A 13,609-nucleotide genomic window follows, 5' to 3' on the forward strand; every position below is an offset into this window, starting at 1 on the left:
TCGGGGCTCGGGCGGCGTGCGCGGGGGGGATGGGCGAAGGCCCACGTCAGTCAGGAGGAGGATCGTCGTTTTATGCGCGTGCTCGAGAACTTCATCAACGGCGCCTGGGTTGCTTCGACGGGCACCACGTTGCTCGACGTGAAGAACCCCGCGACCGGGGAGCTGCTCGCCAAGGTCCCTCTTTCGACCTCGGCCGACGTCGACGCCGCGGTGCAGGCGGCCAAGGCTGCGTTTCCCGCGTGGCGTGCCGTCCCGCCGGTGCAGCGCGCGCGGTACCTCTTCAAGCTGAAGAGCATCTTCGACCAGCATCGCGAGGAGATCGCGGGCATCTGCACGAGCGAGCACGGCAAGACGTTCTCCGAGTCGTACAACGATTTCGGCCGCGGCATCGAGAACGTCGAGCACGCGTGTGGCATCCCGTCGCTGCTCATGGGGCAGAACCTCGAGGACGTCGCCTCGGGCATCGACACGAAGGTCCTGCGCCAGCCGCTCGGCGTCTTCGCGGCGATCACGCCGTTCAACTTTCCGCCGATGGTGCCCCTCTGGTTCCTCCCGTACGCGATCGCTACGGGCAACACCTTCGTGCTCAAGCCGAGCGAGCAGGTGCCGCTCTCGCAGCGCCGCATCTTCGAGCTCATCCAGCAGATCGGCCTGCCGAACGGCGTCGTGAACCTGGTGAACGGCGGCCGTGAGGTCGTCGAAGCGATCTGCGAGCACGCGGACGTGAAGGGCGTCTCGTTCGTCGGCTCCTCGAACGTCGCGAAGATCGTCTACCGGAAGTGCGGCGAGACCGGAAAGCGTGTCCAGGCGCTCGGTGGCGCGAAGAATTTCATCGTGATCATGCCCGACGCGGACATGGAGCGCGCCGTGCAGAACGCGGTCGAGTCCTGCTACGGCTGCGCGGGCCAGCGTTGCCTCGCGGGCAGCGTGATCGTCCCCGTCGGCGACGCGTACGAGCGCGTGCGCGACCTCTTCGTCGCGTACGCGAAGAAGCTCGTGCTCGGCGACGGCAAGGCGCCCGGCACCACGCTCGGGCCCGTCGTCTCGGGGGCGCACAAGGACCGCGTGCTCTCGTACATCGAGAAGGGCATCCAGGAGGGCGCGCGGCTCGTGCTCGACGGCCGCAACGCGACGGTCGATGGCTTGCCGGACGGCAACTGGATCGGGCCGACGATCTTCGAGGACGTGCGCCCCGACATGGTGATCGGGCGCGAGGAGATCTTCGGGCCGGTCGCGTGTTTCATGCGGGCGAAGGACCTCGACGAGGCGATCCGGCTCGCGAATGCGAGCGAATACGGCAACGCGTCGAGCATCTACACGACGAACGGCAAGGCCGCGCGCGAGTTCGGCGCTCGTGTCGAGGCGGGCATGGTCGGCGTGAACATCGGCGTCGCGGCGCCCATGTCCTTCTTCCCGTTCGGCGGCCAGAAGGCGAGCCTCTATGGTGACACGAAGGCGCACGGCGCGGCCGGCGTCGACTTTTACACCGAGCGCAAGATCGTCATCGAGAGGTGGTTCTAATGGCCAGGAAAGTCATCGGCGGGCTCATTCAGTGTAGCAATCCGCTCAATGATCCGAACGCCTCGGTGCTCGCGATCCGCGACGCGATGTACGAGAAACACCTCCCGTACATCGAGGAGGCGGGCAAGAAGGGCGTGCAGATCCTCTGCTTGCAGGAGGTCTTCAACACCCCGTATTTCTGCCCCTCGCAGGACGCGAAATGGTGCGACACGGCCGAGGCGGTCCCGAACGGCCCCACGGTCCAGCGGCTCGCCGAGTACGCGAAGAAGTACCAGATGGCGATGATCATTCCCGTCTACGAGCGGGAGCAGGCCGGCGTGTATTACAACACGGCGGCCGTCATCGACGCGGACGGGTCCTACCTCGGCAAATACCGCAAGAACCACATCCCGCAGACGAACGGCTTCTGGGAGAAGTATTTCTTCAAGCCGGGCAACCTCGGGTATCCCACGTTCCAGACGCGGTATGCGAAGATCGGCGTCTACATCTGCTACGACCGCCATTTCCCCGAGGGCGCGCGCCTGCTCGGCCTGAACGGCGCCGAGATCGTCTTCAACCCTTCGGCGACCGTGGCCGGTTTGTCCCAATACCTCTGGAAGCTCGAGCAGCCCGCGCACGCCGTGGCGAACGGGTATTACATCGCGGCGTCGAACCGCGTCGGCACCGAGGCGCCGTGGAACATCGGCAAGTTCTACGGGACCAGCTATTTCTGCGATCCGCGGGGCAATTTCCTCGCCGTCGGAAGCGAGGACCGTGACGAGCTCGTCGTCGCGGAGATGGACCTCGACCTGATCGAGGAGGTGCGGCGCACCTGGCAGTTCTATCGCGACCGCAGGCCCGAGACGTACGAGGACATGGTCAAGCTCTTGCCCTGATCGAGGGGCGTTCGGGAGGACGAGATGGGCATCCTGATCAAGAATGGCGAGATCGTCACCGCCGCCGACAAGTTCGTCGGTGACGTGTATTGCGATGGCGACAAGATCGTGGCGGTCGGGTCCGGGCTCGTGAAGCAGGGCGCGGACGACGTCGTCATCGACGCCTCGGGCCAGCTCGTCTTCCCGGGCGGCATCGACGCGCACGTGCACATGGAGCTGCCGTTCATGGGCACGGAGAGCTCCGACGATTTCGAGACGGGCACCGCGGCGGGCGTCGCCGGCGGCACCACGTCGATCATCGATTTCGTCATCCCTGCGCGCGGCCAGCATTTGCTCGACGGCCTCGCCATGTGGAAGGAGAAGGCGAAGAAGGCCGTCGCCGATTATGCCTTCCACATGGCGGTTACCTGGTGGGGCGACCGCACGAAGTCCGAGATGGAGCAATGCGTCCGCGAGGAGGGCATCCCCTCCTTCAAGACGTTCATGGCCTATCGCGGCGCGATCGGCGTCGACGACGTCGAGCTCATCCAGGTCATGCAGACGGCGAAGGACCTCGGCGCGCTCGTCACGGTGCACGCCGAGCACGGCGACGTCGTCGTCGCCTTGCAGAAGAAGCTCGTCGCCGAGGGCAAACTCGACCCGAAATATCACGCTCTCTCGCGCCCCGCGCCCGTCGAGGGCGAGGCGACGAACCGCGCGATCATGATGGCGCGTATGATCGGCGAGCCCATTTACATCGTCCACCTCACGTGTCGCGAGGCGCTCGACGCCGTCACCGACGCGCGCCGGCGCGGCCAGCTCGTCTTCGCCGAGACGTGCCCGCAATACCTGATCCTCGACGACTCGGTCTACGACAAACCCGATTTCGAGGGCGCGGCGTACGTCATGAGCCCGCCGATCCGGCCGAAGGGACATCAGGAGGCGCTCTGGGCGGGCATCGCCTCGGGGCTCATCCAGGTGGTTGCGACGGACCATTGCCCCTTCAATCAGGTCGGCCAGAAGGACATGGGCCGGGACAATTTCACGAAGATCCCGAACGGCGCGGCGGGCATCGAGAATCGCCTCGGCCTGCTCTGGACCTACGGCGTCCTTGGCGGCCACATCGACGTGAACCGCTTCGTCGATCTCTTCTCCACGCAGCCCGCGAAGATCTTTGGACTCTATCCGCGCAAGGGCGCGATCGTGCCGGGCGCCGATGCCGATATCGTGATTTTCGATCCCAAGGGGTCGAGCGTCATTTCGGCGAAGACGCACCACCACCGCTGCGATCGCAACATCTTCGAGGGATTCGAGGTCAAGGGCAAGGTGAGCCACACCATCGTCCACGGCCGCGTCCAATACAAGGACGGCAAGCTCGACGTCGTGCGCGGCGCGGGGCGTTATCTCCCGCGCAAGCTCGAGGCGCCGGCTGCCGCAAGGGAGGTCCGATGACCCATCATTCGCCGCACATCCCGGACGTCGAAGGGGATCGGCTCGAGGTCCTTTACGAGGACAAGAAGCCGCCGTACGAGGACGCCGAGGCCATCGCCGAGGCGAACCGGTGCCTGTATTGCGTGGACGCGCCCTGCATCAAGGCGTGCCCGACCGCGATCGACATTCCCACGTTCATCCGGAAGATCGGCACGGGCAACGTCAAGGGCGCGGCGCGCACCATTCTCTCGCAGAACCTGCTCGGCAAATCGTGCGGCCAGGTTTGTCCGGTGGAGGTCCTCTGCGCCGGCGCTTGCGTCTACAACGACTGGCACCGTGATCCGATCAAGATCGGCCGGCTCCAGCGGTATGCCGTCGAGAAGGCGCTCGCCGAGGATCCGCAGATCTTCAAGCCCAAGGCGCCGACGGGCAAGCGCATCGCGCTCGTCGGCGCGGGCCCGGCGTCCGTCGCGGCGGCCGGCTGGCTCGCGCTCGAAGGGCACGAGGCGGCCATTTACGAAAAGAAGCTCCTGCCGGGCGGCCTCAATACGCTGGGCATCGCCCCGTACAAGATGAAGGTCGAGGAGGCGCTCCAGGAGATCACCTGGGTGCTCTCGCTCGGCAATGTCGAGCTGTACCAGGGCGTGGAGATCGTCCCTGTCTCGGGCTCGTCCGAAGAGGTCTCGGCCTCGTCGCTGCTCCAGCAATACGACGCGGTCTTCCTCGGCCTCGGCCTCGGCCCGGATTCGCGTCTCAAGATCCCCGGCGAGGACGGCGGCGGCGTGGTGGGCGCGACGCACCTCATCGAGCGGCTCAAGGCCGACCCGACGCTGCGCTTCAAGGGCGTCGACCGGGCGATCGTCGTCGGCGGCGGCAATACGGCGGTCGACGTCGCGCACGAGCTCGCCTTGCTCGGCATCGACGCGACCATGCTCTACCGCGGCGGCGAGGAGGACCTCTCGGCCTACGAGCACGAGCTCGCGAGCGGCCGCGTCGACGGCATGAAGGTCCTTTGCGAGCGCTCGCCGGTCGCGGTTTTACGGGACAACGTCGGCAAAATCACGGGTATGCGCGTGATCCGGACCGAGGACAAAAAGCCCGTCGCCGGCACCGAGGAGGACCTCCGGGCGGACCTCGTGGTCGTCGCGGTCGGCCAGAGTCGCATGACCGAGGTCGCGCGCTCGTTCCCGGGCGTCGAGCTCGACATGCGCGGCCGGGTCATCGTCGATCCGAAGACGTATCGCACCGGCAACCCCAAGGTCTGGAGCGCTGGCGATTGCGTCAATGGCGGCAAGGAGGTCGTGAACGCGGTCGCCGAGGCGAAGATCGCGGTCACGAGCATGCACGCGTACCTGATGGGCGTGGGAGCCTGAGACATGGCAGATCTATCGATTGATTTCGCGGGTATCAAGAGCCCGAACCCGTTCTGGCTCGCCTCGGCGCCGCCCACGAACACGGGCGACCAGGTCATGCGCGCCTTCGACGCCGGCTGGGGCGGCGCTGTGTGGAAGACGCTCGGCAATCCGATCGTCAACGTGTCAAGCCGGTTCGGCGGCATCGATTACGGCAATACGCGCATGATGGGGCTCAACAACATCGAGCTCATCACGGACCGCCCGCTCGAAGTGAACCTCCGCGAGATTCGCGAGGTCAAGCGCCGTTATCCGAACCACGCCGTCATTACTTCGCTCATGGTCGAGACGAAGGAGGAGTGGAAGGAGATCATCCAGCGCGCCGAGGAGGCGGGCTCGGACGGTCACGAGCTCAATTTCGGCTGCCCGCACGGCATGTGTGAGCGCGGGATGGGCTCGGCCGTGAGCTCGGAGCCGAAGGTGCTCCGGGAGATCGCGCGCTGGGCCGTCGAATTCGCGACGAAGCCGGTCATCGTCAAGCTGAGCCCCAACGTGACGGACATCGTCGAGCCGGGCGAGGCGGTGCTCGAATCCGGGGCGCACGCGATCTCTTTGATCAACACCATCAAGTCGATCATGGCCATCGACCTCGACCGGATGGTGCCTTTGCCGCGCGTCGGGAACGCCTCGACGAACGGCGGGTATTGTGGCCCGGCGGTCAAGCCCGTCGCGCTGCACATGGTCGGCGAGTTGACGCGGCATCCGTACGTTTCAAAGCTCCCGATCTCGGGCATCGGCGGCATCTCGAACTGGCGCGACGCGGCCGAGTTCATCGCGCTCGGCTGCACGAGCGTGCAGGTCTGCACGGCGGTCATGCATTACGGCTACCGCATCGTCGAGGACATGATCGAGGGCCTGAACGATTTCCTCGATGCGAAGGGCATGAAATCGATCCTGGACCTCCGGGGCCGTGCCGCGCCGCAATACAAGAACTGGGGCGAGCTCGACCTCGGGTATCGCGTCGTCGCGGACATCTCGACCGACAAGTGCATCGGCTGCCAGCTCTGCTACGTCGCCTGCATGGACGGCGCGCACCAGTGCATCCACCTGCCTGGCCGCACCGAGGAGCAGGCGCGCAAGGCGGGGCATACCCACATCCCGAAGCTCATCCCGGACCGCGCGGTCACGGCGAGGGGCGGCGCGCCGGGGGCACGCGTGCCGTTCGTCGACGACGACGAGTGCATCGGCTGCAATCTTTGCCAGCTCGTTTGCCCCGTCTCGGGCTGCATCACGATGAAGGAAGTGCCCTCGGGCAAACCCAACGAGAGCTGGAACGATCGGGTCCAGCGCGGCGCCGATTTCGTTCCCGGGGGCCTTCACGTCACCGAGATCGAACGCGCCAAACGTTAGCGGCTGATCCTACCTCTGCGGGGGCCCTCCATGACGACCGACGCTCGCCTCGCCGTCCGCGTCTCTGGTGACATTCACGAGATCGAGGGCGAGATCGTCTCGCCCTACATCAACCACGACCTCGAGCCGACACGGATCAAGGATCGCAAGTGGGCGATGAAGGACATCGCCGCGCTCTGGATCTCCATGTCGGCCTGCGTGCCCACGTACATGCTCGCCTCCTCGCTCATCGCCGAGGGGATGAGCTGGTGGCAGGCCGTGGTCACGATCTTCCTCGGCAATACGATCGTCCTCTTGCCGATGATCCTGAATGCGCACGCGGGCACCAAGTACGGCATTCCTTTCCCGGTGTATTGCCGCCCGTCGTTTGGCATTCTCGGCGCGAACATCCCGGCGATCCTGCGCGCGCTCGTCGCGTGTGGCTGGTTCGGGATCCAGGCGTGGATCGGGGGCTGGGCGATTTACAAGATCATCGCCGTCTTCGTCCCCTCGTGGGAGAGCGCGCCCGCGAACCTCCTCGGCATCAGCCTCCCCCAGCTCCTCTGCTTCCTGTTTTTCTGGGGGATCAACATGTGGGTCATCCACAAGGGGATCGACTCGATCCGGGTCCTCCTGAACATCAAAGCCCCCTTGCTCATCGCGCTCGGGCTCGCGCTGCTCGCATGGGCCTATGGCAAGGCGGGCGGGTTCGGCCCGATGCTCGACACGCCCTCGGCGTTTGCTGCGGGCGGGAAGAAAGAGGGCCAGTTCTGGTCGTTCTTTTTCCCCGCGCTCACGGGCATGATCGGCTTCTGGGCGACGCTTTCGCTGAACATCCCTGATTTCACGCGGTATGCGTATTCGCAGCGGGATCAGGTCGTGGGGCAGGCGCTCGGGCTGCCCACCACGATGGGCCTCTATTCGTTCATCGGCGTGGCGGTCACCTCGGCGACAGCCGTGATCTATGGCGAGACGATCTGGGATCCGGTCGTGCTCATCACGAAGTTCAAGAACCCGGTCCTGCTCGTGGTCGCGCTCTTCTCGCTCTGCATCGCCACGCTCGCGACGAACATCGCAGCGAACGTGGTGAGCCCGGCGAACGATTTCGCGAACCTCTGGCCGAAGGGCATCTCGTTCCGCACGGGCGGCTTCATCACGGGCGTGATTGGCATTCTGATCCAGCCCTGGCGGCTCGTTTCGGACCCCTCGGGATACATCTTCACGTGGCTCGTCGGGTATTCGGCGCTGCTCGGCGCCATCGGCGGCATCCTCATCGCGGATTATTTCATCGTCCGTAAAACGAAGCTCGACCTCGTGCAGCTCTACGTACGCGAGGGCTCCTACTGGTACCGGGGCGGCTTCAACCTGGCGGCGATCATCGCCCTCTGCGCGGGCATCCTGCCGAACCTGCCGGGCTTCCTCGGGACGATCAAGGTCATGACCGTCGACCCGATGTGGATGAAGCTCTACAACTATGCCTGGTTCGTGGGCTTCTTCGTCTCGGGTGCCCTCTACATCGTCCTCACGCGGATCTTCGGCAGGACCGAGGCGACGGCCGTGAAGGCAGAAGCCTGACGACACCTCCGCTTTGGCGGCCGACGCGCGCGCCCTTCTGCCGGGCGTACATCGACAAAACAATTGAACTTTCCGTCGATCTGGATAATCGTGGCCGCGGTCGCGGTTTTCCCGACGGAGGCGTCGATGCGGTTTGGTGTTTTGTCTGCCCTCATGGCCCTGGCCCTCGCGGGCCTGGGTGTCGCGAGCTGTACCCAGGATTTCGATCAGTTCGAACCGACGGGGGGCAGCGGTGGCAATGGCGGCGCGGCCGCGTGCCCGACCGGCCAGGTGAGCTGCAATGACGTGTGCGTCTCCGCCGACGATCCGGCCTTTGGCTGCGGCACCGGGTGCAGCCCCTGCAACGTCCCGAATGCGACGGCCGCATGTGCCAACGGCGCCTGCGCCGTGGACACGTGCGAGGCAGGGTTCTTCGATTGCGACGGCCTCGCGACGAGCGGGTGCGAGTCGGAGACGGCCACCGACCCGAACAACTGCGGCGCGTGCGGCACGGTCTGCATGGCGGCGAACGCGACGGCGACGTGCGAGGCGGGCCAGTGCGGGCTCGGCTCGTGCACGACGGGGTTCGCGGATTGCGACATGATGGCGCAGACCGGCTGCGAGGCGAACACCCAGGCGGATCCGCTGCATTGTGGTGGGTGTGGTTCGGCCTGCACCGTCTTCGAGTCCTGCATCGCCGGCCAGTGCGAGCCGAACCCCTGTGAGCCGGGGACGGCCGATTGCAACATGAACACGAGCGACGGTTGCGAGACCATGCTCGGCACGCTGCTCGATTGCAACTTCTGCGGCGACACGTGCGACTTCGCGAACGCGGCCGAGGCGTGCGACATGGGCACGTGCTCGCTCGGCGCGTGCGAGGGCGGGTTCGACGATTGCGACATGATGGACGCGACGGGCTGCGAGGTGAACCTCCAGAACGACCCGCAGAACTGCGGCACCTGCGGGAACGTTTGCCCCTCGGGCACGTCGTGCACGAGCGGGATGTGCGAGCTCGATTGCGCGGCCGGCACGGCCGATTGCAACAACGATCCGACGGACGGCTGCGAGACGAACACGGCGACGAACATCAATCACTGCGGCGCCTGTGGCCGCGCGTGCTCCGGGACGAACGTCGCCTCGAAGAGCTGCACGGCCGGCGTCTGTGATTCGACGTGTGATCTCGGGTTCGCGAACTGTTCGATGCCCGCGATGGGCAACGACAACGGCTGCGAGCGTAACGCCCAGCAAGACGACGCCAACTGCGGCGGCTGCGGCAACGATTGCAGCGGCGGCCTTGATTGCGACCGCGGTCCCCTTCAGCAGAAGTTCTGCGGCTGCAACACGAACAACGAGTGCGGCGGGGGTGGCAACTGCGCCGGTGCCACGGGGCTCTGTAGCTGCAACGGGACGACCTGCGCGGCCGGCGAGGTGTGCATGGGCAATGCATGCACGTGCAACGGCGGCGCCGCGTGCGCCGCGAACATGCTCTGCTGCCAGAACCCCGCGGCTTGCGTCGACCCCTACACGGACGCCGCGAACTGCGGCGCTTGTGGCCGAGCCTGCCCGACCGGCTTCGTTTGCGGCGGCATGATCCCGCAGGCGCCCTCGTGCCGCTGCGACGCGGACGCCGATTGTAATGCCGGAACGGCGGGCACCTGCGGGGGCAACGGGCAGTGCACCTGCGGCGGCACGCAATGCGCCGTCGGCGAGCGGTGCTTGCCGAACGGGATGTGCGGCTGATCAGGGACGACGGCCGCGCCGCCGCGCGACGAGCGCCAAGCATGCGCCGGCGAGCGCGAGGAGCGACCCGGCGCTCGCCTCGCGGCGGGCCGGCGCGGCCGTACATCCGCTCTCGTCCTGTGTGACGGGATTGACATTCGTCGGCGGGGGCGGCTCCTCCTCTTCCGGAGGCGTATCCTCGGGCCGCATCGTATACGCCGCGTCGAGCTTCGGGCAGGGCGAGGCGGGCGGCGGCCCGATCTGCGCCGGGCAATCACCGCCCGGGGATTCCGGCGTGCAGGTCGTGAACGAAAAGACGTGATCCTCGGTCGGGGAGACGCCGGCGAGCGTCTTGATCGACTTGTGCAAGGTCGCCGTGTATTTCGTCGACGGCTGCCAGGGCTCTTGCGCCGAGATGCGCAGGACGTTCGCCCATTGATCGCCGCGATACACGCTGACCTTCGTGGGAACCACCGCGCCCGCGCCGTCGCGCACGGTCACGACCGCGTCGTCGATCGTGGCCCGGTCCATTCCCTCGCCGAAGAACAACACGAGGTTTCCGTCGGGCCGCGTGTTATCGAGCGTGGCGAGCGGATAGGCCTCGTCCGGGTATTGGCCGATGACCACGGCGTCGGCCGAGGGATCGCCGTCGAGCCGGCGGAGGAGCTCGCGGTAATACCCCTTCGTGACCTGGGCGCCGAACGGATATCCGCCGGGCGTCCGCGGATCCCGCAGGCTTTGCCGGGCCCAGGGGAACCGCTCCCCGTACTCGTCGGCGCCGATGTACAGGTAGTTCGCCACCAAGAAGATGCCGGACCTGGCCGTCGACATGGCCTTCTGGATCGCATCGGGCGTCACGGGATGGGCGATCTTCTGCTCGAAGATTTCGCTTTGTGTCTTCGCGTCGACGGCGACCTCGGGCAGGTAGTACCGCGGATGGTCGTGGACGAGGAAGATATCCATCGCCATGTCGAAGGTATCCATGTCTCCCGGGTCGACCTGGTCCGCGCGCTCGTAGAGCAGCGAATCGAACGTCGAGTCCGTGATCCCATGGGCCGCGAGCCCCATCAAGAACGCCACGTGCACCGCGGCTTCCGGGTTGTCGAGCGGTTTGTCTCCGTACTTCGTCCGGATCAGCTCGACGTATCCTTGAACGTATTGCTCCCAGTGCGGAATTTCGCCTTGATCGTGGTCCTCCGCGGTGTAGCCGGAGTCGGGGAAAAAGGCGCCGTTCGAGAGATCGTTCTCGTGGGCGTCGAAGACGGCGCGGAGCCGCGGCTCCGTGACCTGCTCGGCGGCGCAGTGGGCCATGTAGATATGGCCCTGCATGCCCGTGGCCGAGGCGGTCCCCGCGGCGCCGAGCGTCGCGAGGAGAATGCCGAGGGCGGCGAGGGGGCGTTTTATCGAGGAAAAGCGGGGGGCGTGCATCATCACCTCCAGGGAGGGATGATACATGGCAAGGCGAGGGAAGGGCGTCAGTTCGGCACGGCGCCGCACTCGACGCCGGTATAAAGGGCGTCGTTGTTCTTCTCGTGGCACTCGAGCGTCTGCGTCTGCGGGTCGACGCGGACGTAGATGTCGAGCTTCTTGCCGCCGAGATCCGCCTGGCAACTCACGATCGTGCACTCCTTCACGCCGAGCGCGACCGGGATCGCGGCCGTGCAGAGCGCGGGCCCCATCGCCGAGCCGTCATAAAACGTGACCTCGGTGCCGCTCACCATCGGGAGCGTGCCGCGGTTGCATACCCGCGCCTCGATCGTCGCGAGGGTCCCCACGCATTTCACGGCGCCCACGTCCCCGCCCGCCGTGAGATCGGGTTGCCCGAGCGCTTCGAGGTCGCCCTGCACGTTCTGGCGAAAATTGTTGAGCTCCGGCGCCTTCCAGTTGACCGCCACGCTCGACGTCTTGGGGATCTCGCCGTGATCGCCGACGTGCGTGACGGCGTACGCGTGTTGATTCCACACCGGCCGCGAGGCCGCCCAGCGCTCCTGCTCGTCGCGCAGGACCAGAATGCCGTGGTTCTGGGCGAACGTTGCATTCGGGAAGAGCGGATCCGTGGCGGGGCAGCCGAGGTTGCCCGCGTAGTTGTTCACGGCCGTGACGATCTCCGTGTGGTAATCCCCGTCCACGTCCACGATCACGGGGTTCTCGTAGGTCGTCCCCGACGAACGCGCGACGCTGTAAATGACGGCGCCCGTGGTCCCGTCGTAGACCCGGAGGAAACACTCGTCGGCGTAGACCGCCTCGGCCTTGCCGTCGTAATCGAAATCGAAGACGCTCGACCCGGTCACGTTGGAGCTCGCGTCCTTCGAGGGCTGGCTCCAGAGGATGCCCGTCCCCGGGGATTGCCCGCCGCATTTCGCGGGGTCGCCGCCCGCGAGGCAGTCGAAATCGAAGACGACGTACTGCGTGCCGCCCGCGCTCGCGAATTCGCGCCGGCCATCCCCGTCGAAATCGGCGACCGTGGGAGGACCACCCGTGCCGCCGCCCGGGATCGTGACGGGCCCGAAGACCACGGTGCCGGTGAGCGTCTGGACGCGGATGTTCCCGCCCGACACGACCACGATCTCGGCGCGATCCTGCCCGCCGAACGCCTCCAGCGGGAAGTTGCCGAGCTCGGCGACCGCCACCTGACCCGCGGCGAGGTTGCCGGGCGTGAAATAGACCTCCGCGACCCAATCGCCGGCCGCGGAATCCCATTGATGGATCCCATTGCCGAGCACGAGCTCCATCTTCCCATCCTCGTCGACGTCGGCGACGACGGGCACGACGCCCTTGCTGTAGGCCGGGAAGCCGAGTCCATTCGAGGCCATGCAGCCATCGGCGCGGTACACCGTGGCCCCGTAGAGGATCTCGGGTTTGCCGTCGTCGTCGAGGTCGTGAATCGAAGGCCCGCTCCATTTGTCGGATCCGCCCGTCGTGTCGAACGTGGTGGGCGGGCCGGAGCCTCCCGGGCACGTGCCGGAGCGCCAGAGCTGCGCGAACGTATTCGTCGCGGGATCGAAGCGGAACGCGAGGACGCCGCCGCCGTGGCGCGCCGCGACGATCTCGGCCCGGCCGTCGCCGTCGAGGTCCGCAACGGCCACCGACGCGGGCGACATGGTCGCGTCCCCCGCGGCGTCGAAGCTCCACTGTTGCGAGCAATCCTTCCCGCTGATGACGCGCAGGACGCCGGGGTTCGTGTAGCTGCCCGCCGTGGGGAACGAGGTGAAGACGATCGAGGGCGAGAGCGTGTTCGGGTCGTTATCGAAGTCGAAATCGACGACGACGGGCGTGGCCATCACCTGGAAGTTGTTCGGATGCGCGTCGCCGTCGGGCGGCCCGGTCCAGCGGCATTGCTCCGACGGCACGATGGCGCCGATCTCCACGGGGCTCGTGCAGCTCGGATCGTTCTCCTGCGCGCCGGGAATGCCATAAGGGACGCATTGCCCCTCGTTGCAGTAGCTATCGAACAAGCAATCGTCGTTCGTCGTGCAAGGCGGCTGCGCGCGGGCGCACGTCGTCCCGAGCGCGCAGGTCTCGCCTGTGGGACAACACGCATCGCCGCAGATCTGCGCCGGCGGGCATCCGGCGTCCGTGAACACGTCGCCGCCCGACCCCGCGTCCCCGCCGGTCCCGCCGCCGCCGGTCGGGCCGCCGCCCGTGCCCCCGGAGCCGCCCGTGTTCGTGCCCGTGGAGGTCGTGCTCCCGCCGTCTCCGCAGGCGAACACCATTCCGCCCGCGAGCAGCCAGAGCGCCGCGACGCGCATCGTTCCGCGCATGTTCATGATGGATTCCTCGCTTTCTACG

Annotated in this window: 9 protein-coding genes; 7 read left to right on the forward strand and 2 right to left on the reverse strand. The window is 66.6% G+C overall.

Annotation, left to right across the window (positions count from 1 at the left end; all coding sequences use genetic code 11):
• Positions 1–72: 72 nt before the first annotated feature.
• The 7 genes from QHF89_RS19170 (at position 73) to QHF89_RS19200 (ending at position 9,841) form a co-directional block, all read left to right on the forward strand.
• The gene (locus tag QHF89_RS19170; RefSeq protein WP_136969022.1) at positions 73–1,521 is read left to right on the forward strand and encodes a CoA-acylating methylmalonate-semialdehyde dehydrogenase; all 1,449 of its coding nucleotides are present in this window, start codon (positions 73–75) and stop codon (positions 1,519–1,521) included.
• Complete coding sequence (locus tag QHF89_RS19175) at positions 1,521–2,396, forward strand: nitrilase-related carbon-nitrogen hydrolase (RefSeq protein WP_136928883.1); 876 nt, start codon at positions 1,521–1,523, stop codon at positions 2,394–2,396. The genes QHF89_RS19170 and QHF89_RS19175 overlap by 1 nt, the downstream gene beginning before the upstream one ends.
• A 24-nt stretch (positions 2,397–2,420) precedes the next feature.
• The gene (gene hydA, locus QHF89_RS19180; protein WP_136969021.1) at positions 2,421–3,827 is read left to right on the forward strand and encodes a dihydropyrimidinase; all 1,407 of its coding nucleotides are present in this window, start codon (positions 2,421–2,423) and stop codon (positions 3,825–3,827) included.
• Positions 3,824–5,179, forward strand: coding sequence for an FAD-dependent oxidoreductase (locus tag QHF89_RS19185; protein WP_136928881.1), 1,356 nt, complete (start codon positions 3,824–3,826; stop codon positions 5,177–5,179). Before hydA ends, QHF89_RS19185 begins: the two co-directional genes overlap by 4 nt.
• 3 nt (positions 5,180–5,182) lie before the next feature.
• Positions 5,183–6,568: an NAD-dependent dihydropyrimidine dehydrogenase subunit PreA gene (gene preA, locus QHF89_RS19190; RefSeq protein WP_136969020.1), complete on the forward strand. Its 1,386-nt coding sequence runs from the start codon at positions 5,183–5,185 to the stop codon at positions 6,566–6,568.
• A gap of 30 nt (positions 6,569–6,598) precedes the next feature.
• Positions 6,599–8,122 carry an NCS1 family nucleobase:cation symporter-1 gene (locus QHF89_RS19195; protein ID WP_136969019.1) on the forward strand — a complete coding sequence of 508 codons (1,524 nt, stop codon included), beginning with the start codon at positions 6,599–6,601 and terminating at the stop codon, positions 8,120–8,122.
• Positions 8,123–8,248: 126 nt separating this feature from the next.
• Entirely contained in the window at positions 8,249–9,841 is a 1,593-nt protein-coding gene (locus tag QHF89_RS19200) for a hypothetical protein (RefSeq protein ID WP_136969018.1), read from the forward strand.
• Here the strand turns inward: QHF89_RS19200 and QHF89_RS19205 are convergent, their stop codons facing one another.
• Both QHF89_RS19205 and QHF89_RS19210 read right to left on the reverse strand, forming a co-directional pair.
• Positions 9,842–11,275, reverse strand: coding sequence for an Ig-like domain-containing protein (locus tag QHF89_RS19205; RefSeq protein ID WP_136969017.1), 1,434 nt, complete (start codon positions 11,273–11,275; stop codon positions 9,842–9,844).
• Between the two features lie 20 nt (positions 11,276–11,295).
• The gene (locus QHF89_RS19210) at positions 11,296–13,587 is read right to left on the reverse strand and encodes an FG-GAP repeat domain-containing protein (protein ID WP_136969016.1); all 2,292 of its coding nucleotides are present in this window, start codon (positions 13,585–13,587) and stop codon (positions 11,296–11,298) included.
• Positions 13,588–13,609 lie beyond the last annotated feature (22 nt).

This window comes from Polyangium sorediatum (assembly GCF_029946465.1).
Lineage (GTDB): Bacteria > Myxococcota_A > Polyangia > Polyangiales > Polyangiaceae > Polyangium > Polyangium fumosum.

Excerpts from the sequence above, each read along its gene's own strand:
- QHF89_RS19170 (WP_136969022.1), top strand. The coding sequence starts at position 73 with ATGCGCGTGCTCGAGAACTTCATCAACGGCGCCTGGGTTGCTTCGACG.
- QHF89_RS19175 (WP_136928883.1), top strand. The coding sequence starts at position 1,521 with ATGGCCAGGAAAGTCATCGGCGGGCTCATTCAGTGTAGCAATCCGCTC.
- hydA (WP_136969021.1), top strand. The coding sequence starts at position 2,421 with ATGGGCATCCTGATCAAGAATGGCGAGATCGTCACCGCCGCCGACAAG.
- QHF89_RS19185 (WP_136928881.1), top strand. The coding sequence starts at position 3,824 with ATGACCCATCATTCGCCGCACATCCCGGACGTCGAAGGGGATCGGCTC.
- preA (WP_136969020.1), top strand. The coding sequence starts at position 5,183 with ATGGCAGATCTATCGATTGATTTCGCGGGTATCAAGAGCCCGAACCCG.
- QHF89_RS19195 (WP_136969019.1), top strand. The coding sequence starts at position 6,599 with ATGACGACCGACGCTCGCCTCGCCGTCCGCGTCTCTGGTGACATTCAC.
- QHF89_RS19200 (WP_136969018.1), top strand. The coding sequence starts at position 8,249 with ATGCGGTTTGGTGTTTTGTCTGCCCTCATGGCCCTGGCCCTCGCGGGC.
- QHF89_RS19205 (WP_136969017.1), bottom strand. The coding sequence starts at position 11,275 with ATGTATCATCCCTCCCTGGAGGTGATGATGCACGCCCCCCGCTTTTCC.
- QHF89_RS19210 (WP_136969016.1), bottom strand. The coding sequence starts at position 13,587 with ATGAACATGCGCGGAACGATGCGCGTCGCGGCGCTCTGGCTGCTCGCG.